Origin of the sequence: Agathobaculum hominis (assembly GCF_014288055.1) — a bacterium.
Lineage (GTDB): Bacteria > Bacillota > Clostridia > Oscillospirales > Butyricicoccaceae > Agathobaculum > Agathobaculum hominis.
This window is the reverse complement of record NZ_JACOPK010000002.1, coordinates 216,641-237,411: the sequence shown is the minus strand read 5'-3', so window position 1 is coordinate 237,411 and position 20,771 is coordinate 216,641. Positions and strand designations below refer to the sequence as shown.

Annotated in this window: 20 protein-coding genes; 2 read left to right on the top strand and 18 right to left on the bottom strand. The window is 59.5% G+C overall.

Translation table 11 applies throughout. The features are described from left to right. Positions 1–3 precede the first annotated feature (3 nt). The 3 genes from H8S02_RS02970 to H8S02_RS02960 are packed head-to-tail and all read right to left on the bottom strand — an operon-like array spanning position 4 to position 2,227. Positions 4–381, bottom strand: coding sequence for a hypothetical protein (locus tag H8S02_RS02970; RefSeq protein WP_186969233.1), 378 nt, complete (start codon positions 379–381; stop codon positions 4–6). Position 382: 1 nt separating this feature from the next. Continuing rightward, complete coding sequence (locus H8S02_RS02965) at positions 383–1,069, bottom strand: hypothetical protein (protein ID WP_186969232.1); 687 nt, start codon at positions 1,067–1,069, stop codon at positions 383–385. 30 nt (positions 1,070–1,099) lie between these two features. After that, positions 1,100–2,227, bottom strand: coding sequence for a cysteine desulfurase family protein (locus tag H8S02_RS02960; RefSeq protein WP_207722048.1), 1,128 nt, complete (start codon positions 2,225–2,227; stop codon positions 1,100–1,102). A gap of 195 nt (positions 2,228–2,422) precedes the next feature. On the opposite strand from H8S02_RS02960, the gene H8S02_RS02955 reads away from it, so the two are divergent. Then, on the top strand, positions 2,423–3,709 hold the full coding sequence (locus H8S02_RS02955; protein ID WP_118722831.1) for an adenylosuccinate synthase: 1,287 nt from the start codon (positions 2,423–2,425) through the stop codon (positions 3,707–3,709). A 371-nt stretch (positions 3,710–4,080) separates the two neighbouring features. Here H8S02_RS02955 and H8S02_RS02950 read toward each other — a convergent pair whose 3' ends face one another. Both H8S02_RS02950 and H8S02_RS02945 read right to left on the bottom strand, forming a co-directional pair. Next, a complete protein-coding gene (locus H8S02_RS02950; protein ID WP_158576986.1) occupies positions 4,081–4,632 on the bottom strand; it encodes a CarD family transcriptional regulator in 552 nt (183 codons plus the stop codon). A gap of 78 nt (positions 4,633–4,710) precedes the next feature. After that, complete coding sequence (locus H8S02_RS02945) at positions 4,711–5,250, bottom strand: GNAT family N-acetyltransferase (protein WP_158576987.1); 540 nt, start codon at positions 5,248–5,250, stop codon at positions 4,711–4,713. A gap of 324 nt (positions 5,251–5,574) precedes the next feature. Between H8S02_RS02945 and H8S02_RS02940 the strand changes: the two genes are divergently transcribed. Beyond that, entirely contained in the window at positions 5,575–5,922 is a 348-nt protein-coding gene (locus H8S02_RS02940; protein ID WP_118722834.1) for an Hpt domain-containing protein, read from the top strand. Between the two features lie 67 nt (positions 5,923–5,989). On the opposite strand, the gene H8S02_RS02935 is transcribed toward H8S02_RS02940, so the two are convergent. From H8S02_RS02935 to ftsY, 13 genes are all read right to left on the bottom strand, one after another. Next, positions 5,990–8,191, bottom strand: a complete 2,202-nt coding sequence (locus tag H8S02_RS02935; RefSeq protein WP_186969231.1) for a DNA gyrase/topoisomerase IV subunit A — start codon at positions 8,189–8,191, stop codon at positions 5,990–5,992. Further along, on the bottom strand, positions 8,192–9,202 hold the full coding sequence (locus H8S02_RS02930) for an acyltransferase (RefSeq protein WP_186969230.1): 1,011 nt from the start codon (positions 9,200–9,202) through the stop codon (positions 8,192–8,194). It lies immediately after the preceding gene. A gap of 62 nt (positions 9,203–9,264) precedes the next feature. Next, positions 9,265–11,262, bottom strand: coding sequence for a DNA gyrase/topoisomerase IV subunit B (locus tag H8S02_RS02925; protein ID WP_186969229.1), 1,998 nt, complete (start codon positions 11,260–11,262; stop codon positions 9,265–9,267). Between the two features lie 797 nt (positions 11,263–12,059). Beyond that, positions 12,060–12,242: a 30S ribosomal protein S21 gene (gene rpsU, locus H8S02_RS02920; RefSeq protein WP_031472056.1), complete on the bottom strand. Its 183-nt coding sequence runs from the start codon at positions 12,240–12,242 to the stop codon at positions 12,060–12,062. A gap of 148 nt (positions 12,243–12,390) precedes the next feature. Next, positions 12,391–14,799, bottom strand: coding sequence for a leucine--tRNA ligase (gene leuS, locus H8S02_RS02915; RefSeq protein ID WP_186969228.1), 2,409 nt, complete (start codon positions 14,797–14,799; stop codon positions 12,391–12,393). 82 nt (positions 14,800–14,881) lie between these two features. Next, positions 14,882–15,247 (bottom strand): ribosome silencing factor, encoded by a 366-nt coding sequence (gene rsfS / locus H8S02_RS02910; RefSeq protein ID WP_186969227.1) that lies wholly within the window; start codon positions 15,245–15,247, stop codon positions 14,882–14,884. Between the two features lie 95 nt (positions 15,248–15,342). After that, a complete protein-coding gene (locus tag H8S02_RS12665) occupies positions 15,343–16,872 on the bottom strand; it encodes an LCP family protein (protein ID WP_186969226.1) in 1,530 nt (509 codons plus the stop codon). Between the two features lie 45 nt (positions 16,873–16,917). Beyond that, on the bottom strand, positions 16,918–17,490 hold the full coding sequence (gene yqeK, locus H8S02_RS02900) for a bis(5'-nucleosyl)-tetraphosphatase (symmetrical) YqeK (RefSeq protein WP_186969225.1): 573 nt from the start codon (positions 17,488–17,490) through the stop codon (positions 16,918–16,920). A gap of 88 nt (positions 17,491–17,578) precedes the next feature. Beyond that, a complete protein-coding gene (nadD, locus tag H8S02_RS02895; RefSeq protein WP_186969224.1) occupies positions 17,579–18,172 on the bottom strand; it encodes a nicotinate (nicotinamide) nucleotide adenylyltransferase in 594 nt (197 codons plus the stop codon). Further along, positions 18,169–18,468: a YhbY family RNA-binding protein gene (locus H8S02_RS02890; protein ID WP_186969223.1), complete on the bottom strand. Its 300-nt coding sequence runs from the start codon at positions 18,466–18,468 to the stop codon at positions 18,169–18,171. Before H8S02_RS02890 ends, nadD begins: the two co-directional genes overlap by 4 nt. A gap of 21 nt (positions 18,469–18,489) precedes the next feature. Continuing rightward, positions 18,490–19,062, bottom strand: a complete 573-nt coding sequence (gene rdgB, locus H8S02_RS02885; protein WP_186969222.1) for an RdgB/HAM1 family non-canonical purine NTP pyrophosphatase — start codon at positions 19,060–19,062, stop codon at positions 18,490–18,492. A 16-nt stretch (positions 19,063–19,078) separates the two neighbouring features. Then, the gene (gene rph / locus H8S02_RS02880) at positions 19,079–19,798 is read right to left on the bottom strand and encodes a ribonuclease PH (protein ID WP_186969221.1); all 720 of its coding nucleotides are present in this window, start codon (positions 19,796–19,798) and stop codon (positions 19,079–19,081) included. Beyond that, positions 19,795–20,757 carry a signal recognition particle-docking protein FtsY gene (gene ftsY, locus H8S02_RS02875; protein ID WP_186969220.1) on the bottom strand — a complete coding sequence of 321 codons (963 nt, stop codon included), beginning with the start codon at positions 20,755–20,757 and terminating at the stop codon, positions 19,795–19,797. Before ftsY ends, rph begins: the two co-directional genes overlap by 4 nt. Positions 20,758–20,771: the final 14 nt, after the last annotated feature.

Here is a 20,771-nt window from a genome sequence, read left to right as displayed (position 1 = left end):
ATATTATCGGACGGTTTCCCGTTCCTCAGCGGTCATCACGCCGTCATGTTCCGCGCTCTCGCCGCCGAACGCCAGCTTTGTTCTGACGAACCCGTCATCCGGCAGGTTGAACACCTGCGCCAAATAGTTCAGGTAAACGTCGGCCATCATTTCCAGCTTGCCGTAATCGGTCTCCCACGGTACGAGCGACTGCGTGCCGACGCTGACCGTGCCGTCCGCGCGGCGGTCGATTTTGACCGGCAGACTGCATTCCTCCGCGCGCTTTTCCGCGGTCTCCGGCAGGCTGTCGTAAATGCCCTCCATCCAGAAGCGGCATTTTCCGTCATATACGGCGAGCTTCTGCTCCGAGCCGTCCGGCCGGGTGATGGTTTTGTATTCCATGTTATTCTCCTTGTTTTTCCTGTACTTCAATCTGTCCGCGTGCCGCCGAAACGACCACGCAGTATCTTTCTCCGTCTTTGAAGGCGCGGAAACCGTACCAGCCGAGCGGATCTTTTTCCTCCGGCATGGTGCAGCCGATAATCTCCGTATCATTGTTTATCACCTGCGCGAACCGGATCGCGTCCCAGTCAACGGACTGAAAACGGTACAGGTCAGTGTAACCGGCCTGCTCGACCAGATTGCGTGCCTGCGACACCGTGATCGGATGCACGATCAGTAGAAACGCGCCGAGTGTGAGCAGCATCCAGAGCATCATGAACGTCGCAGTCCACGGTTCCGCGCCGTTATCTCCTTTGCGAAGGAAGAAAATGACGCAAACCACGCCGTATACCACGCAGAACCAGCACAGAACGTCATACGGTTCCTCGATGGTGACGAACAGAACGCTGCCGAAAAGGATGCAGTACAGCAGCTGCCACAGACGAACGCGCACAGCGGTATGCGGACGAATCTTCGGCTCCAGCGTGCCGGAATAGCCGGCAGCATGCGCGATCCAGACGGCGCAGAACAGCCCGGTATAGCCCGGACTTTTCAGCAGCACACCGCCATACACAATAAAGTGCAGCAGGAAAATCAGTGCGGTGCAGCCGCAGCAGATGAGGGTGTTGAAAACATACGATTTCTTCATAACTCGCACCTCCGTCCACGTTTCTAACGGTTAACGTCTGAACATTTTTGCGCCCTTCTTGACCGCTGCGATGAATGCGTCTACATCTTCCTTTGTATTGAACGGTGCAAACGACACGCGCAGTGCGCTGTCCGTGCGCGTTTTCGGCAGACCGAGCGCCTTGAGCACACCACTCTGCTTGCCCTTGGAGCAGGCTGAGCCGCTGGAAATGTAAACCTCGTCCCCCTCGAGTACATGCAGCATGACCTCGCTCTTGCAGCCGGGCATGGAAAGATTGACCACATGCGGGATATCGCCTTCGCCGTTGATGGCAGCGTCCGGCAGCTCAGCCGCGACCTGCTGCCTGAGGTAGTCGGCCAGCTCCTGCACATGGGCGTAATCCTCGTCGAAATGCGCCATGCGGATCTCGCACGCCTTGGCAAATGCGGCAATATTCGGCACGGCCTCGGTACCCGGGCGCATGCCGCGCTCCTGACCGCCGCCGAACGTCAGCGGCGGCAGACGCAGCCCCTTTTTGACGTACAGCGCACCGATGCCCTTGGGTGCGCCGATTTTGTGGCCGGAAACGCTCATCAGATCGCAGTTCCATTTTTTCGGCGTCAGGCGTACACGGCAAAGACCCTGCACCGCGTCGATGTGGAACAGCGCCTTGGGTGCTTTGGCCTTGAGCAGCTTTCCGAGCTGCTCGACCGGCTGTACCGTGCCGATCTCGTTGTTGACCAGCTGGCAGGACAGCAGGACCGTGTCCTCGGTCAGCGCTTCGCTCAGCACCTCGGGCGTGATGTGGCCGGTCGCGTCGGGCGCGAGGAATACCACATCAAAGCCGCTGTCCGCGAGCTGCTTTGCGGTGTTGATGGTCGCGGCGTGCTCGATCTCGGTCACGATGATGCGGCCCTTTTTGTGGCGGTTGAGATGCGCCGCGCCGTGCAGGCTGATATTCGTGCTCTCCGTGCCGCAGGCGGTGAAATAGACTTCCTCGGTCAGGCAGCCGAGCGCAGAGGCAACCGTTTTGCGGCTGTCCTCGAGCAGATGTGACGCCTCGAGACCCATGCGGTGCAGGCTCGACGGATTGCCGAATTCCTCGAGCATCGCGTGCACTGCCGCTTCGGCGGCCTCGGGCAGTACGCGGGTCGTCGCCGCGTTATCCAGATAATGCATAATAAAACGAACTCCTTACCGGGTGCGCCGTCCTGTGTCGCAGCACACCTTCTGTTATAGATATTTTACAACGCAGTGCCGTCTTTTACAAGACAAAAACGTGCAAAACAGGTTGAAAACCCTTGTGGTCTATGCTATACTTTATCATGTATGACGTGATAAATCTACGTCCCATATAGAAAGGAAGGAAACCTCATGCCAGGTAAGGTTATTCTCGGCGCTCAGTGGGGCGACGAAGGCAAGGGCAAGTTCATTGATATTTTCGCAGGCAAGGCTGATCTTGTCGTGCGCAGCCAGGGCGGCAACAATGCCGGCCATACCGTTGTTGCAGGCGGCGAAAAGTACAAATTACAGCTTATTCCGTCCGGTATCCTGTATCCGGAGTGCGTAAACGTGATCGGTCCGGGCGTTGTCGTCAACCCGAAGGCAGTCCTCGGCGAGATCGACGGCCTGCACGACAAGGGCGTTTCGACCGACAAGCTGTTCATCGACGCGCGCTGCCACTGCATCATGCCGTGGCATCTGGAGCTTGACGCGCTGAGCGAGGCGGAGAAGGCCAAGGAAGGCACCGCCATCGGCACCACCAAGAAGGGCATCGGCCCCACCTACATGGATAAATCCGAGCGCAGCGGCATCCGCATGCACGACTTCATCGACGCAGAGCGCTTCGAAGAGGTCATCCGCGAGACCTGCGCGCGCAAGAACCGCGTGATCACCGGCGTTTACGGCGGCGAGCCGCTCGATGCAGACGCGATCATCGAAGAGTACAGGGCCTACGCAGACCGTCTGCGCCCGATGGTACGCGATACCACCGTTATGACCTATGAGGCCGTCAAGGCCGGCAAGGAAGTGCTGTTCGAAGGCGCACAGGGCACCCTGCTCGACCTCGACATGGGCACCTATCCGTATGTCACCTCGTCCCATCCGGTCGCAGGCGGCTGCTGCATCGGCTCGGGTGTCGGCCCGACCGCGATCGACAAGATCATGGGCATCTTCAAGTCCTACACCACCCGTGTCGGCGAAGGCCCGTTCCCGACCGAGCTGTTCGATGAGACCGGCGACTATATCCGCAATGCAGGCGGCGAGTTCGGTACCGTTACCGGCCGTCCGCGCCGTACCGGCTGGTTCGACGCTGTCGTTGCACGCTATGCTGTCCGCGTAAACGGCCTGACCGACGTTGTCATCAACAAGATCGACCCGCTGCGCGGCCTGCCGAAGCTCAAGGTCTGCGTAGCCTACAAGCTGAAGAACGGCGAGACCGTTACCGAGTTCCCGGCGAACTTCATGGATCTCGTTGACTGCGAGCCGGTTTATGAGGAATTCGACGGCTTCACCGAGGATATCACGAACTGCCGCTCCTTCGACGAGCTGCCCGCGACCGTTCAGGCATATATCAAGGAGCTCGAGCGCATCATCGAGTGCCCGATCACCATGCTCGGCGTCGGCCCGGCACGCGATCAGGTCATGGAAATCAGCATCTAAACTGTCGCGAAACTACAGTTTTACGCAAAGAAAGGGACTGCCTGTGGCAGTCCCTTTTCATATTCGCAGCAGCAAAGCAAAACCCCTGCACTATTTTTTCGCCGCGGCGGGGCAATCGCCCTGCACCGAATGGCCGCGCACTGGCAGCGCTGCAGATCACGCAAAGTAAATTCAGGGCGGCCATGCGTCCCACAATCACCCCGACGTCCGGAACCGAGCCCCCGCGTCCCACGTTTCGCTGCACATCTTCGATGTGTCAGCGCAAAAGGAAGATTCGGGGTGTCAAGAGGGGCAAGGAAACCATTCGGTGTCCTTGCCCCTTTTGTCTCCGCCGGTAGACACCGGCCTTCTCCGCCGCCAGACGGCGGCGCTTATTCTTTTTCCTCTGCGGAAGAAGCCTCCGCGGCATGCGCCGCCTTCTTCGTCCTCTTCCCCGGCTTGCCGATCACACTCTCTATGTACGCCGGAACCTCGTGAAACGGAATCCCCAGCGCCACCGACAGCTCGCCGTGCAGCAGCTCCTCCGCGCGCTTGCGGTAACGCTGATCGACCTGACTCAGCCGGCGGCCGCTGCGCCTGCTCTTTGCGTAGACCGTCTTGATGAGCTGCACCAGATCCCCGCAGTCATGGCTCTGCAGTACCTCCTGATAGTGCTCGCTCGACAGACGCATGCTGTGGCTCGTGAAATGGTCGACCTCGATATTCGGAATATCACGCACAAGCGTCTCAGCCTGCTCCCTCGAGATGACCGGGCGCATGAAAACCGGCGAGTCCACCGGAATATAGATGGTCTCCGTGCCCGTAACGGGCGTCAGCGTGTAATACTGCCGATCCGCTTCATCCTCGAAGGGCGACGGCTTGACCTCGTCCACGCGGCACACGCCGCTCGTACCGTAAACGATATAGTCCCCCGCTTGATACATGATAAACCTCCTCGCAGCAACGCAAAATAACATTCTGTCTGTTATAATTATAGCACATTTCGCAGAAAAATGTAAGTTTTATTTTGCATTTGCCTGCAAGGCTTCGTGCGGCAGATAAAAAAGCAGATGGTCGCGCACCTCGCCGTTCCACAGCAGCTCCGCACGGTGCAGCCTGCCCTCATACGCAAAACCGCACTTTTCGAGCACGCGGCGCGAGCGCGCATTATCCGGGTAGCAGGTCGCAGAAATGAGGTCGAGCGACATCCTTTCAAAGCCGTATTCCGTGACCGCGCGAAGCGCCTCGGTCATATAGCCCCTGCCCCAGTACGCCGTGCCGAGCGAATAACCGACCGAGCGCACTGAGCCGTACTGCCGCGCACTGTCCGCGATCAGACCGATCGAGCCCATCAGCTGCCCGTCCCCGCGCCGCTCGATCGCCCATACCGTCGGCTGGTCGAGGAACATGAGGTGCAGCACATCATACGACTCCGTCAGGCTCTCGTGCGGCTTCCACCCTGCGTTCAGGCCCACCTCGGGCGCGGCGGAATTATCGTAAATCGCCTGCACATCGTCCTCCCGAAACGGGCGAAGGCGCAGTCTCGTCGTTTGAAGCGTCATTGCTGCATCTCTCCTTTTCTTTTTTATTCTATCATGTCCGGACAGCGTTGAAAAGAGACTGTCGAAAAACTGCGTTTTCATTTTTCGCCATAAAATTCATTTCTCCTATTGCTTCTCCAGTCCCTTCATATTACAATTAAGACAATACTGCAATGCCCTGAACAGAAATGACCCGGGAGCAGATTTTGTGCATCGACGAGATACGGCTTCCCGTGATCCGGGAAGCCGCCGCACGGTCAGAACACAAAATTTCCGCAAAGCGCCACAGCTTTTATCGTGCGGCGCTGCCTTAAAATATCAAATCAATACAGGAGGCAATGAGAAATGACACTGAAAGAATTCTATGAACAGATCGACGGCAGCTACGAGGATACCCTCCATCGTCTGACGAGCGAGGCGCTGGTGCACCGCTTCGTCCTCAAGTACCCTGCCGACCCGAGCTTTGCGCAGCTGCGCGAGGCCGTCGCAGCCGCAGACTGGGAAAGCGCGTTCCGCGCCGCCCACACCCTCAAGGGTGTCGCACAGAACCTCGGCTTCGACGCACTCTACCGCGCGTCTTCCGCTCTGACCGAGCATCTGCGCGGTGGACAGCCGCTGACCGAACCGCAGCTCCTCGACGCGACCGCCGCCGAGCATGAGCGCGTTATGAACGCTATCGAAGCGCTCGGTTAAAACCATATAAATACAAAGAGAGCACAGATTTTCATCTGTGCTCTTCTTTTATGCCTTCGCGACAGTCTCATTCAAATTTCAGCTGATCCTCGGTCAGCAGTGCGCCGATGGACGGGATGCTGCGGCAGCGGTAGCGCGCCTGGTCGAGCAGGTTCGCGTCTTCCGTGCGGCAGGCGCGGGTCACGGTGTGCTTGCCGCGCAGCACCATAGTCTGCACGCCCTGCGTCGAGCGCGTCGCCTTGATGTCGAGCATGCCCGCGCGGAAGGTCAGCGCGCGGTTTGCGGTCGAGAACATGGTGATCTCGGTCTCGTCATCGACCGGGAAGAAGAAGCCGACGGCCGGGGACTTGTCCGAATATGCGCCGCTCAGGCGGCGGCGGTTGGTCTTGGTCTCGAACGACTGGAGCGAGAAGCGCGCCGCCTTGCCGTTCTGGAACGCGACGACCATGCTGCCCTTGTAGTCGCCCGGGAGCAGCGCGTAGAGCGGCGTCTCTCCCTCATCCATGCCGAGCTTCGCCGGCAGGTAATCGCCCAGAACGGACGCCTTGCTGTCGTCGAAATCATACAGACGCGCCTTGTACGCCTGCTGCATGCTGGTGAAGAAGATGATCTCGCTCTTGTTGGTCGCCTCGATGCTCCAGACGACCTCATCACCCTCCTTGAGCTTGTGATCCTGCGACATGCGCCACGACTGCGGCGTGATCTTCTTGAAATAGCCCTCGCGCGTCATGAACAGAAGCACCGGATAATCCTCGATGTGGTCCTCTTCCGCGAACTCAGTCACCTTGTCCGCCCGCACGATGCGCGTTCTGCGCTCGGACGGATACTTTTTAATGACCTGCTCGAGCTCCTTTACGATGATATTCCGGATCTTCGTCTTGGATTTTACGATCTCCTCGAGCTTTTTGATCTCGTTCTCGAGCGCCTCGGTCTCCTGCGTGCGCTTCAGGATATATTCCTTGTTGATGTTGCGCAGGCGGATGTCCGCGATGAACTCGGCCTGGATCTGGTCGATGTCGAAGCCTTCCATCAGGTTCGGGATGACCTTCGCGTCCTCCTCGGTGCCGCGGATGATGGCGATCGCCTTGTCGATGTCAAGCAGGATCCTGCGCAGACCGAGCAGCAGATGCAGCTTGTCCTTTTTCTTGCCGAGCTCGAAGAATACGCGGCGGCGGACGCATTCCGTGCGCCACGACGTCCACTCCTCTAAAATCTGCTGTACGCCCAGAACGCGCGGCATGCCGCCGATGAGGACGTTGAAGTTGCACGAGAAGCTGTCCTGGAGCGTCGTCAGCTTCATCAGACGCGCCATCAGCTTTTCCGGGTCGGTGCCGCGCTTGAGGTCGATGGCGATCTTGAGGCCGGAAAGGTCGGTCTCGTCGCGCACGTCCGCGATCTCGCGCACCTTGCCGGTCTTGACCAGCTCCGCGATCTTGTCGATGATGGCCTCGATCGTGGTGGTGTACGGGATCTCCGTGACCTCGATAAGGTTTTCCTTCTTGTCGTACTGCCATTTCGCGCGCACCTTGAACGATCCGCGGCCGCTCTCGTAGATCGCGCGCATCTCGCCCTCGTCATAGATCAGCTCGCCGCCGGTCGTGAAGTCCGGCGCCGGCATGGTCGAGAGGATGTCGTGCTCCGGGTTTTTAATGCACTCGATCGTCGTGCGGCATACCTCCTCGAGGTTGAAGCCGCAGAAGTTGGACGCCATGCCGACCGCGATGCCGGTGTTGGCGGAGACGAGGATGTTCGGGAAGGTCGTCGGCAGCAGCGTCGGCTCCTTCATCTCGCCGTCATAGTTATCCACAAAATCCACAGCGTCCGTGTCGATGTCGCGGAACAGCTCGGCGCAGATGCCGTCGAGCTTGGCCTCGGTGTAACGCGGCGCGGCGTAGGCCATGTCGCGCGAATAGACCTTGCCGAAGTTGCCCTTGGAGTCGACAAACGGCGTCAGCAGCGCCTCGTTGCCGCGCGTCAGACGCACCATCGTCTCATAGATCGCCGCGTCGCCGTGCGGATTGAGCTTCATGGTCTGGCCGACGATATTCGCGGATTTCGTGCGGTTGCCGTTCAGCAGACCCATTTTATACATGGTATAGAGCAGCTTGCGGTGGGACGGCTTGAAGCCGTCGATCTCCGGGATGGCGCGCGACACGATAACGCTCATCGCGTAGGGCATATAGTTCTCGCGCAGCGTATCCGTGATGCGCCGGTCTACCGAGGGATGCTCTTTATATACTTTCGGTTCATCATTTTTCTTTTTTGCCATTTATAAATCTCCTGTTCGGGATCGTTTTTTCCGGTGAGCGCCGCCGAGCAGCGTACCGAAAGGCAGGAAGGACAGCAGCACCGCCGCAGCGAGGCCGCCGCCGAACCCCAGCAGATACATCTGCGGCAGGCGCAGGTAAATGACAGGGTCGTGATGGGTCGTCCAGACGTTCCACAGGCGCAGCACCATGGGATGAGCGAGGTACAGGCCGAAGGAATGTCGGGCGATAAAGCGCACGGGCGCCGGAAGCGTCCGGCACCGGCTGCACAGCGTCCACAGCATGAGCCACGTCGCAAAGACGTAGACCAGAAGGTCGGGGCGCAGCGAGGATGCGCTGAGCGAGGGGAACATATGGTTTGTCAGCAGCACGCCGAGCGCCGAGAGCAGCCACACCGGCACGCTCACACAGAGCGGGCAGCGCTGCCATTTCTCATGCAGGCGCAGCCAGATGCCGCCCGTATAGAACAGCGTCCAGCCGAAAAAGAGGCGGACCAGCGAAAGCGGCGCGTGAAACATCAGCATGCCGTTCGCCTGACACGCGATCAGCAGCTGCATGCCGAACGTCGCGGCCGCCGCGCACAGCATCAGCCGCCGCGGATATCTCTGCATCGCGATACAGAAGAAATCCGCCAGCAGGACGAACTGCACAAGGATGAATATGTAATACAGATGGACATACGCGCCGCCGGTCAGCAGGTCGAAAAGCGGATGGGCGTGCGGCATGCCGCACAGCGCCTCGAGAACGAGATACGCCGCCGACCAGAGAAAATACGGCGGCAGCACGCGCGACAGGCGGCGGCGCACTGCCGTCCAGCCCTGCGGCTCGAATTTCCCCTCCGCGAGCGCGCCTGCGTGACCGAATCCGGTCAGCACGAGGAACATCGGCACTGCAAAGCGCGAAAGCTGATTCCAGACCAGCTCCGCGTCGGTCGTCTGCCCTGCCGAAACGTGTATCATCACGACCGCGAGCGCCGCCGCCGCCCGCAGTCCGTCCATTTGTCGAAACCGCATTGTTTTCCCCCTGTGAAATACTTAGGGCAACACCGCACAATGAAAGCTGCGGCGGTATTGCCTTAGGAAATATCCGCCAGCTCGAGATAGTCTGCGCCGTGCTCCGCAATGTATTCCTTGCGGCCGGAGAGGTTGTCTCCGAGCAGCAGGTCGAACATCTCGCTCGTTGCGGCGGCTTCATCCGGCGTGATGCGGATGAGGCGGCGCGTTTCAGGGTTCATGGTGGTCTCCCACATCATGTCCGCCTGGTTCTCGCCCAGACCCTTGGAGCGCTGGATGAGGATCTTCTTGCCCTCGAGCTTTTTGAGGATAGCCGCCTTTTCGGTCTCGTCGAAGGCAAAATAGCTCTTGTCGCGATAGGTGATCTCGTAGAGCGGAGACTCCGCGATATAGACATAGCCCTGCTCGATGAGCGTCGGGACGAGGCGGTAGATCATGGTCAGGATCAGCGTGCGGATCTGGAAGCCGTCTACATCGGCATCGGTGCAGATGATGACGCGGTGCCACCGCAGGCTGTCGAGGTCGAACGCCGACAGATCCTTCGCCGCCTTGCCGCGCACCTCGACGCCGCAGCCGAGGACCTTGAGCAGGTCGGTAATGATGTCGTTCTTGAAGATCTTGTCGTAATCCGCCTTCAGGCAGTTCAGGATCTTGCCGCGCACGGGCATGATCGCCTGAAATTCGCTGTCGCGGCCCTGCTTGACCGAGCCGAGCGCGGAGTCGCCCTCCACGATGTACAGCTCGCGGCGCGCAACGTCCTTCGTGCGGCAGTCGACGAACTTCTGAACGCGGTTTGCCAGATCGATGTTGCCGGACAGCTTCTTTTTGATGTTGAGGCGCGCCTTTTCCGCCTGCTCGCGGCTGCGCTTGTTGATCAGGATCTGCTCGGCGATCTTGTCCGCCTCGGATTTGTTCTCGATGAAGTAGATCTCGAGTCCCTCCTTGAGGAACTCGGTCATCGCCTCCTGAATGAACCTGTTCGTGATGGCCTTCTTGGTCTGGTTCTCATAGGAGGTCTGGGTCGAGAAGCAGTTGGTCACGAGTACAAGGCTGTCGAAAATATCCTGATACGTTACCTTGCTCTCGCTCTTGTTGTACTTGTTGTTCTGCTTGAGGTAGGCATCGATGGCGGAGACGAACGCCGAGCGCACCGCCTTGTCCGGCGCGCCGCCGTGCTCAAGCCACGACGAGTTGTGGTAGTATTCGATGCGCGAGACCGCCGAGGAGAAGCAGAACGCACAGGACAGCTTGACCTTGTATTCCGCCTTGTCCGCGCGGTCGCGGCCGCGCCGCTCGCCCTCAAGGAACTGCACCGACGTCAGCGGCGTTTCGCCTGCCAGCTCGCCGACATAGTCCACGATGCCGTTCTGGTACAGAAATTCGGTGGTGTCGAATTTGCTGCCGCTCACCTGATTTTTCAGCACGAATTTGATGTGGCTGTTGACGACTGCCTGACGCTTGAGCGTATCGAGGTAGTAATCCACAGGGATGTTGATGTCGGTGAAAACCTCAAGGTCGGGCTTCCATCGGATCGTCGTGCCGGTCTTTCTGGCGTTCGTCGGCTTTTTCGTGAAGCCTTCCTTTGTGCCGGTCCTGTTTTCGCCCTTTTCGAAGTGCAGGCCGTACTCGAAGCCGTCGCGCACGATGGTGACGTCCATGTATTCCGAGGAATACTGCGTCGCGCAGGTGCCGAGACCGTTCAGGCCGAGCGAAAACTCATAGTTTTCGCCTGTGTCATTCTTGTACTTGCCGCCTGCGTACAGCTCGCAGAACACGAGTTCCCAGTTATAGCGCTGTTCCTTTTCGTTCCATTCGACCGGGATGCCGCGGCCGTGGTCGGAGACTTCGATCGAGCCGTCCGCATAGCGGACAGTCGTGATGTCGGTGCCGTAGCCCTCGCGCGCCTCGTCGATGGAGTTGGAGAGGATTTCGAACACTGCGTGCTCGCAGCCCTCCAGACCGTCCGAGCCGAAAATGACGCCCGGGCGCTTGCGCACGCGGTCCGCGCCCTTCAGCGAGGATATACTGTCGTTGCCGTAAGACGGCTTTGCTTTACTCATATACTCTAACCCCTATTTGAAGTTCTGAAATCCATAACTAATATATTATACGCTATTTTTGCGTTTTTTGCAACATTTATTCCGCTGCTGCGCGGGATGCCGCCGTCCATGCCGAAAAATCCGATGCCATCACCGCAGAAAACGCCCCTTTTAGTATAGCACAAATGTTCGTCTTTTCAAGACAAAAAAAATGCGCATCTCTCGATGCGCACCGGCTTGCCGAACTTTACGGAGACTTCGGCAGGCCCATCTATCTGAAAGGAAGCGAAAGGGGGAGAAAACGCTTCTTATGTTTGGACTGTCCGGGAGCCTGCGCGGTATTCCGTCCCGCAGGGCCGAACAGATTTTATGGTCGGCACTCTAAAAGCACCTCAGAAAAGAATTTCCCATGAAATATCTATTTTCAAAGGGGATTGTTTCATTCCCTTGCTGTGATTCTATGATACCGGTTTTTCATGTCTAAAGTATGATAGAATTTTGAAGAAATCGTAAACACTCCATGTCTGTTCCGTGAACAGGTCTTCTCTCCCTGCCGCATTCCGGCAAAGCCGGAACAGACAGGGCAGGCGCATCGCAGTGCGCCGCATGAAATTCTCCATAAAAGTCCAGCTTTGCCGGACTTTTATGCCGCTGCCCGCGCCGCGGCGGCGCGGACGCCCCTGCCGTGCAGGGGTGAGGGGGGTATCGTTTCCGGTTTCTTCGGAACCGGAAACGTATCCAGGGGGGACAGCGTCCCCCCTGGACTTTTGCAAAAGAAAAGAGCAGATGCAAAGCATCTGCTCTCTGGAAATTCTATTTTAGCGGAACTTCTTCTTCTTAGCGCGTGCAGCCTCAGACTTCTTGCGGCGCTTGACGCTCGGGCTTTCATAATGCTCACGCTTACGGAGCTCGGAAAGCGTACCCGCCTTTGCACACGAACGCTTGAAACGACGCAGTGCGCTGTCAATAGATTCATTTTCCTTGATGCGGATCTCCGACACAGTTTTCCCTCCCTCCGCGCGTTCCTCTATGGAGGACGCTTTGCACAGCTTCATCTGCCACAGGCACATAAAACCGTAAGAATATTATATCTGTTTTTCCCGCCCGTGTCAACAAAAATCTTTCACGAACGAGCAGATTTTGCGTTTTTTATTTTACGACCAGGTTTACGATCTTGCCCGGGACAACGATCTGCTTGACGATCTGCTTGCCCTCGATGGCGTGCTGTACCTTTTCCTCGGCCAGTGCCGCGTCGATTGCAGCCTGCTTGTCGGCATCTGCTGCGAGCTTGATGGTGCCCTTGAGCTTGCCGTTGACCTGAACCGCCATCTCGACCGTGCTCTCGACCGTCTTTGCCTCGTCGTATGCCGGCCACGGCGCGACGGACAGCAGGCCGGTCTCGCCGAGCTGCTGCCACAGCTCCTCGGTGATGTGCGGAGCAAACGGATTGAGCAGCGCGAGGAAGGTCTTGTACTCGGCCTTGTTTACGCCCTTGTCGTAGAACTCGTTGAGCATGGTCATGAGCGCTGCGATCGCGGTGTTCGCCTTGAGGCTGTCTGCGTCCTCGCCGACCTTCTTGATGGTGCGGTGCATGAGCGCCTCGTGCTCCTTGGAATACTCGTCGCCGTCCTGTACCTTTTCGGCCAGAGACCAGACGCGCTCGAGGAAGCGGCGGCAGCCCTTGATGGACTTCGGGCTCCACGGAGCAGCCTTCTCGAAGTCGCCGATGAACATCTCATACAGACGCATGGTATCCGCGCCGTAAACGTCTACGATCTCGTCCGGATTGACGACGTTGCCGCGGCTCTTGGACATCTTCTCGCCGTTCTCGCCGAGGATCATGCCGTGGCTGGTGCGCTTTGCATACGGCTCCTTGGTCGGCACAACGCCGATGTCATACAGGAACTTGTGCCAGAAGCGGCTGTACAGCAGATGCAGCGTGGTGTGCTCCATGCCGCCGTTGTACCAGTCGACCGGAGACCAGTATTCGAGCGCTTCCTTGGAGGCCAGCGCCTTGTCGTTGTGCGGGTCCATATAGCGCAGGAAGTACCAGGAGGAGCCTGCCCACTGCGGCATGGTGTCGGTCTCGCGCTTTGCCGGGCCGCCGCAGCACGGACAGGTGGTGTTCACCCAGTCGGTCATGTGCGCGAGCGGGGACTCGCCGTTGTCGGTCGGCTCGTAGGTGTGCACGTTCGGCAGCTCGAGCGGAAGCTGATCCTCCGGCAGCGGAACGTAGCCGCACTTGTCGCACTTGACGATCGGGATCGGCTCGCCCCAGTAACGCTGACGGGAGAATACCCAGTCGCGCAGCTTGTACTGTACCTTTGCGCGGCCGATGCCCTTCTCGCCCAGCCATTCGATCATGGCCGGGATCGCGTCCTTGACGGTCTTGCCGTTCAGGAAGTCGGAGTTTACGAGGATGCCGGTCTCGTCCTTTGCGGTGAACGCAGCCTTCTGCACATCCTCGCCGCCGGAAACGACCTCGATGATCTCGCAGCCGAACTTCTTGGCGAACTCCCAGTCGCGGTCATCATGCGCCGGAACGGCCATGATAGCGCCGGTGCCGTAGCCCATCAGAACGTAGTCGGAAACGAAGATCGGGATCTGCTTGCCGTTTACCGGGTTGATCGCGGCAACGCCCTCCAGCTTGACGCCGGTCTTGTCCTTGTTCAGCTCGGTGCGCTCGAAGTCGGACTTGCGGGCCGCCTCCTCGCGGTAAGCGCGGACGTCCGCGATATTATTCAGCTTGTCCGCCCACTGCTCGATCATCGGGTGCTCCGGAGAGATTACCATGTAGGTCGCGCCGAACAGGGTATCCGGGCGGGTGGTGTAAACGGTCAGGGTGTCGCCCTCGGTGGTCTTGAAGTCGACCTCAGCGCCGGTGGAGCGGCCGATCCAGTTCTTCTGCTGGATCTTGACACGCTCGATGTAGTTAACGTCGTCCAGATCGTCGATCAGGCGCTGTGCGTACTTGGTGATGGCGAGCATCCACTGGCTCTTGGTCTTGTGAACGACCTCGCTGCCGCAGCGCTCGCAGACGCCGTTGACGACCTCTTCGTTCGCCAGAACGCACTTGCAGGAGGTGCACCAGTTTACGCTCATTTCCTTCTTGTAGGCGAGGCCCTTCTTGAACAGCTGCAGGAAGATCCACTGGGTCCACTTGTAATAGCTCGGGTCGGTGGTGTTGATCTCGCGCGACCAGTCGAACGACAGGCCGAGGCTCTTCAGCTGGCTCTTGAAGCGTGCGATGTTCTTCTTGGTGACCTCAGCCGGATGCACGTGGTTCTTGATGGCGAAGTTCTCGGTCGGCAGGCCGAAAGCGTCCCAGCCCATCGGATACAGCACGTTATAGCCCTGCATGCGCTTTTTGCGCGCAACGATGTCGAGCGCGGTGTAGGAGCGCGGATGACCGACATGCAGGCCCTGACCGGACGGGTACGGGAACTCGACCAGTGCATAGAACTTTTCCTTGTCCGAGCCGTTCTCGGCCTTAAAGCACTGCTTCTCGTCCCAGATGTCCTGCCACTTCTTTTCTACTTGTTTATGATCGTACTTCAACGGATTTTCCCCCTAAAGTGTTTTATATAAAAGCGCGACAATGCGGCGGACACGGTCTATGCGCGCCGCCGCCTGTCGATTTTTACTTGTCCTCGATGCCGAGCTCCTCGAGCGATACCGGCGTGCCGTCCTTCCACAGGTTCTCCAGATTGTAGAACTTGCGTGCCTCCGGCATGAATACGTGCAGCACAGCGCAGCCGTAGTCGAGCAGCATCCACTGCGCGGACTCATAGCCCTCGGTGTGGTCGACCATGACGTCGTGGTCATACTTGAGATGCCACTCTACGTTGTCTGCCAGCGCCTTGACCTGCGTGGTCGAGGTCGCGGAGCAGATGACGAAATATTCGGTCAGCTCGGTCAGGCGCTCAACGTGCAGGACCTCGATGCCCTGCGCTTTTTTCTCGATCAGCGCTTCACAGATCGCCTTTACAGTTTCTTGTGCAGTCAAATTCATAAACTCCTTTTCATGGCGCGCGCCGCGCCTGTATCCTGTCGGGGAGCCGCAGATCGTCTCTGCGGCTGCCGTTTTTCTTTCTTTATGGATCACGCCTCGGGATCTACCGTGCCGCCGCCTTCGCCGCCGGTCTCACCGCCGGTCTCGCCGCCCGAATAGTCTCCGCCGCTCTCGCCGCCGGATTCACCGCCGCCGGTCTCGCCGCCCGAGATCGAGCCGCCGCTCTCGCCGCCGCCCGAATAGTCTCCGCCGCTCTCGCCGCCGGTCTCACCGCCGCCGGTTTCGCCGCCCGAGTAATCTCCGCCGCTGTTATCCGGCTCTTCGTAGCCGCCGGTTTCGCCGCCGGAGTAGTCTCCGCCGCTCTCGCCGCCCGAATAGTCCGAATCGTCCTCATAATAGTAGCCGCCGCCGGTGTCGCCCCAGACATCCTCATCCTCGCCGGCGCTGACGCCGCCGCTGTAACCGGAGGACGAGCTCCCCGCCGGGCCGGTGACCATGTCGAGCTTGGTGATCGGCTCCTCATAGGGGTTGAAATACTTGTTGACGAGCTCGAGCGTTTCCTTTTCCTTCGGGAAGAAGAAGGAATACTTGTACGGGTCGCTGCCCGCATAGCTCATCGCGCCGTAGCCCGGCAGGGTGTAGAATTTAAGGTTGGCGTTGTCGATCTGAAGCGCCTGCTTGCCCATCCAGAGCAGCTCGCCGGTCGTGAAATCGGTCTTTACGTTCTTGGATACCGCCTCGGCGATCTTCGGGATTTTGGACGCATTTTTGACCTGAAGGACCTGCCGCGCCAGCTCCTTGAGGAATTTCTGCTGGTTTTCCACGCGGCCCTCGTCGCCGTTGACATACTGCTTAGAGTAGTCGTTGTTGTGGCGCCAGCGCAGGAACTCGACGGTCTGCTTGCCGGTCAGATGCTGCATGCCCGGCTGAAGGTCGATCTCCAGATGCTGCGACGGGTCGCTGTACTGCATGCGGAACGGAACGTCATAGTCCACGCCGCCGATCGCGTCCACGATGGCCGCGATGCCCTCGAAGTTGACGATGACATACCTGTCCGGCTGGAAGCCCATCAGGCGTTCGATCTCGACCTTGGTCTGCTCGATGCCCTTCTTGGTCGCGTAGGCCGCGTTGATCTTGCGCCATGCGCCGCTCTCGCCGTTGTTGCACATAGTGTCGCGCGGAATATTCATAATGTTGATGGTCTTGTCCTTGGTGTTCATGGTCGCGACCATCAGAGCGTCCGTTCGCGTCTGATCCTCGTCGACCGCGCCGACGACAAAGGTGAACACATCTTTGATGCGCGTGCCCTGATTGAGCAGGCTGCTCGTATCGACCTTGTCGCCGTTGGTCTTGTCGTGGATCGTGTCTGTTGGCGGGCGCACGAAGAACACATAGTACGCCGCGCCGCACGCGCACAAAAGCGCGATGAGCACCGCGATCACGATCGCCGCGATGCGTTTTTTGCTGTGCTTCTTCGGTGCGGCTGTCCTGCCGCCCTTTTTCCCTTGAGGCTTGGGCGCAGTCTGCGCTTTCGCGCCGCTCTGCGCCGCGGCCGGTCGTTTTTTTGTCTGTCTGTCCGAGCGGCCGTTATGCTCGCCGCTGCCTCCGAAAAGTTTCAAACGGTTCCTGCCTCCAGTTCAGTTCCGGGAAGGCTTTTCTGTCTCTCAGGCCTTCTCCTCGTCGCGCCAGCGTACTCCCTGCCGGATCATGTCATTGTATGCGGCAATGGTGTCGCTGTGGATCAGCTTGCCTCGCGTGATCAGCTCGATCAGCGTTTGGTCATAACAGTAGAGCAGCGCACGGTCCATGCTGGTCTCGGCCAGCTCCCGCGCCTTTTCGACGCCGGGAAAATCGCGTGTCTCCTCTATGTAGTCCGCCAGATAGAGAATTTTGTCCAGAATGGTCATCTTCGCCCTGCCGGTCGTGTGACAGGCGATGGCGTCGCATACCTCGTCCGGCATGTGATATTCTCTGCGTGCGATCGCTGCGGCCGTTTTTCCGTGCAGCATTTTCGGCTCGCTTTTTTCGACGGTACACGGTATTATACCGTATTTCTCACATAAATTCAACTGTTCCTGCGGAGAAAGATGTTTTGTTATGTCATGAAGGATGCCTGCGGCTCCGGCAAGAGCCGGGTCGCCGCCGTATTTCTTCGCCAGGGCGATCGCGCAGCGTTCCACCCCGAGAGAGTGCTCATAGCGGTAGCCGTGGAGCCTCGAAAGGATATCCCTGCGCATTTTCTCATCACATAACATAACTTTTGCCCGCCTTTCTGTGTATTTGAGGTTGAATTATGTATTTCAGGCACCGCGTTTTTCTGTTGCCCTAAAACCCGTAAAGGTGCTCCCGCTCGATATAATCCGCGACCGCAGGCGCAGTGAAGCGGTGCAGATCGCCGCCCTGCCGCAGCTCGGTCGAGGAGACCGTGAGGCTGTCGCCCGGGACGAGTTCGATCCTCGCGTCCAGCGTTTCTCGCAGCTGCGCCGCCTTTTCGCGCAGCGCGTCCCAGTCCTCGTTTTCCCGTGCGCACACGGCGAGCGTCGCCAGACGCGCGATCTCGTCCGGCGCGCGCCAGCTTCGGTCGAACGAGAGCAGCATATCCGTTCCGATGATCAGATAGAGGTTGGTCTCGCCGCGCCCGTGCAGCGCGCGCAGCGTGTCCACCGTGTAGCTCGCGCCGCCGCGGTCGATCTCGAGCGTATCCAGCTGCGCCCACGGCCTGTCCGCCGTCAGGCGGCGCACCATTTCACACCGCGCCTCGGGCGAGGCCGTGTTTTCCGGCAGCGCCTTGTGCGGCGGAAGGTTGGTCGGGATGAACAGCACCCGGTCGAGCCTCAGCGCATCATGCGCCAGCTCGGCGGCGTGCAGATGGCCGAGATGCGGCGGATTGAACGTTCCGCCGAGTATTCCTGTCCTCATTTTACAAGAACGATCCTGCGCTTATCCTCATCGCTCGACTGACGGTAGACAACGAACTTCGAGCCGATGCACTGTACGGCATCCGCGCCGGTCGCCTCGCAGAGCGCCTCGGATACCGTGCGCGGCGTGAGCATCGCGCTCTCGAGCACCTTGCCCTTGACCAGCTCGTGGGACTCGAGCAGAGCGTCCAGCTCGCGCTCGACCGCCTCGGTCACGCCCTCCTTGCCGATGATGAGGGTAACTGCGAGCGGATTTGCCAGTGCACGAAGCTGTGCACGCTGTTTGGTGTTAAGCATGTATTTTCTCCTTGAAATCAGTTAGATTTTATCCTTCAGTACGTCTCTCAGCCTGCCGAGCGCACGCGCACGGTGCGAAATGCGGTTCTTCACCTCGGGCGCGAGCTCACCGAACGTGCACTCGTACTCCGGCACATAGAACAGCGGATCGTAGCCGAAGCCGCCTGCGCCGTGGTTTTCGTGCAGCAGCTCGCCCTCGCATTCGCCCCGTACCGTGACGGTCTCGCCGTCCGCGAGCACGCACGCGATCGCGCACACAAAGCGGCACGCGCGGTCCTCTTTGCCCTCCATGTTCTTCAGCAGGAACGCATTGCGGTCCGCGTCCGTTCCCTCGCAGTAGCGGGCGGAGCGGATGCCCGGCGCGCCGCCGAGCGCGTCCACGCACAGGCCGCTGTCGTCCGCGATGGCCGGCAGGCCGGTGAATTCCGCGGCGGCTTTCGCCTTGATGCGCGCGTTTTCCTCAAACGTCGCGCCGTTTTCCTCCGGCTCGGGCGCACCCTCGGGCAGAGACGCGACCTCGATGCCGAGCTCGCCCAGAATGGCCGCCATTTCCTTCAGCTTTCCTTTATTATGGGATGCCAGTACAAATTTCATGTTTGGTTTTCCTCTTTTATTCGCCGAGCACGCTTTTCTGAATCTCGCACAGTCTGGAGCAGCCCTGCTCGCCGAGCGCCAGCAGCTGATCCAGCTCGTTCCGTGTGAACGGACGGCCCTCGCCCGTGCCCTGTACCTCGATGAACTCGCCCTTCGAGGTCATGACGACGTTGCAGTCCACGATGGCATGGCTGTCCTCTGCGTAGTTGAGATCGAGCACGGCTTCGTCCTCGAAGATACCGACCGATACCGCCGAAACCGCTGCGGTGAGCGGCATTTTCTCGATCACGCCCTCGTCGACCAGCTTTCTGCACGCGAGATAGAGCGCCGCATAGCCGCCCGTGATGGACGCGCAGCGCGTGCCGCCGTCCGCCTGAATGACGTCGCAGTCGATGGTGATCTGACGCTCGCCGAGCGCCTCGCGGTCGACGACTGCACGCAGCGCACGGCCGATCAGACGCTGGATCTCACTCGAACGGCCGTCCAGCTTGAGCGACTTGATGTCGCGCTTTTTGCGCGTATTGGTCGAGCGCGGCAGCATCGCGTACTCCGCCGTGACCCAGCCGAGGCCCTTGCCCTCGAGGAAGGGCGGAACCTTTTCCTCGACTGACGCGGTGCAGATGACCCTGGTGTTGCCCATTTCAGCCAGCACCGAACCCTCCGCATACATGGTAAATCCGGTCGTCAGCTTGACCGGGCGCATTTCGTCCTTCGCTCTTCCGTCAGGTCTTGTCATTCCTGCTCCGCTCCTTCTTCTTCATTTTCGCTGTCACCTGTCATCTGCTCTGCCGGCGGCAGGATGGCCTCGAGGAACGCCGCGCGGTCGAAGTCGATCAGATCATCGATGCCCTCGCCGACGCCGACGAGCTTGACCGGGACGCCGAGACCGGCCGAGATGGCGATGACGATACCTCCCTTAGCGGTGCCGTCGAGCTTGGTGAGGATGATGCCGGTCAGCTCGGCCGCCTTGTTGAACTCCTCCGCCTGATGGACGGCGTTCTGTCCGGTGGTCGCGTCGAGCACGAGCAGCGTCTCGCGCGAAGCGTCCGGCAGCTCGCGCGAGATCACGCGGTCGATCTTCGCCAGCTCGTTCATCAGATTTGCCTTGTTGTGCAGGCGGCCTGCGGTATCGACGATAATGATGTCGCTGCCGCGCGCCTTCGCCGCCGAGATCGAGTCAAAGACGACCGCCGCCGGGTCTGCGCCCTCGCCGTGCCGGACGATGTCCGCACCCGCGCGCTTCGCCCAGATCTCGAGCTGGTCGGCCGCCGCCGCGCGGAACGTGTCCGCCGCGGACAGCATGACCTTTTTGCCCTCGCTGACATAGCGCGCCGCCAGCTTGCCGATCGAGGTGGTCTTGCCGACGCCGTTGACGCCGATGACCAGAATGACCGCCGGCCTGCCCGAGACATCGAGCGGCTGATTGTCGAGCATATTGTCGGTCAGCACCTCGCGCAGCAGGTCGCGCAGCTCGGAGGCCGTCGTGGTCTTGCGCAGCTTTGCGCGCTTTTCCACCTCGGCAACGATCTTCGCGGAGGTCGACGCGCCTACATCCGAAAGGATGAGCGCTTCCTCGAGCTCCTCGAGGAGATCCTCGTCGATCTTGACGAACGCTGCGAACACGCTGTCGAGCGAATGGCTCACCGCATCCGAAGTTTTCTTAAAGCCCTGCTTGATCTTATCAAAAAATCCCATGTTCTGCTCCTGTA

What these genes read in the sequence shown, in the direction of transcription:
- H8S02_RS02925 (WP_186969229.1), bottom strand. Translation starts at nt 11,262, where the DNA reads ATGAGTAAAGCAAAGCCGTCTTACGGCAACGACAGTATATCCTCGCTG.
- H8S02_RS02965 (WP_186969232.1), bottom strand. Translation starts at nt 1,069, where the DNA reads ATGAAGAAATCGTATGTTTTCAACACCCTCATCTGCTGCGGCTGCACC.
- H8S02_RS02955 (WP_118722831.1), top strand. Translation starts at nt 2,423, where the DNA reads ATGCCAGGTAAGGTTATTCTCGGCGCTCAGTGGGGCGACGAAGGCAAG.
- yqeK (WP_186969225.1), bottom strand. Translation starts at nt 17,490, where the DNA reads ATGCGCAGGGATATCCTTTCGAGGCTCCACGGCTACCGCTATGAGCAC.
- H8S02_RS02930 (WP_186969230.1), bottom strand. Translation starts at nt 9,202, where the DNA reads ATGCGGTTTCGACAAATGGACGGACTGCGGGCGGCGGCGGCGCTCGCG.
- H8S02_RS02970 (WP_186969233.1), bottom strand. Translation starts at nt 381, where the DNA reads ATGGAATACAAAACCATCACCCGGCCGGACGGCTCGGAGCAGAAGCTC.
- H8S02_RS02945 (WP_158576987.1), bottom strand. Translation starts at nt 5,250, where the DNA reads ATGACGCTTCAAACGACGAGACTGCGCCTTCGCCCGTTTCGGGAGGAC.
- ftsY (WP_186969220.1), bottom strand. Translation starts at nt 20,757, where the DNA reads ATGGGATTTTTTGATAAGATCAAGCAGGGCTTTAAGAAAACTTCGGAT.
- H8S02_RS02935 (WP_186969231.1), bottom strand. Translation starts at nt 8,191, where the DNA reads ATGGCAAAAAAGAAAAATGATGAACCGAAAGTATATAAAGAGCATCCC.
- H8S02_RS02950 (WP_158576986.1), bottom strand. Translation starts at nt 4,632, where the DNA reads ATGTATCAAGCGGGGGACTATATCGTTTACGGTACGAGCGGCGTGTGC.
- H8S02_RS02940 (WP_118722834.1), top strand. Translation starts at nt 5,575, where the DNA reads ATGACACTGAAAGAATTCTATGAACAGATCGACGGCAGCTACGAGGAT.
- rph (WP_186969221.1), bottom strand. Translation starts at nt 19,798, where the DNA reads ATGACAAGACCTGACGGAAGAGCGAAGGACGAAATGCGCCCGGTCAAG.
- H8S02_RS02890 (WP_186969223.1), bottom strand. Translation starts at nt 18,468, where the DNA reads ATGCTTAACACCAAACAGCGTGCACAGCTTCGTGCACTGGCAAATCCG.
- nadD (WP_186969224.1), bottom strand. Translation starts at nt 18,172, where the DNA reads ATGAGGACAGGAATACTCGGCGGAACGTTCAATCCGCCGCATCTCGGC.
- rdgB (WP_186969222.1), bottom strand. Translation starts at nt 19,062, where the DNA reads ATGAAATTTGTACTGGCATCCCATAATAAAGGAAAGCTGAAGGAAATG.
- H8S02_RS02960 (WP_207722048.1), bottom strand. Translation starts at nt 2,227, where the DNA reads ATGCATTATCTGGATAACGCGGCGACGACCCGCGTACTGCCCGAGGCC.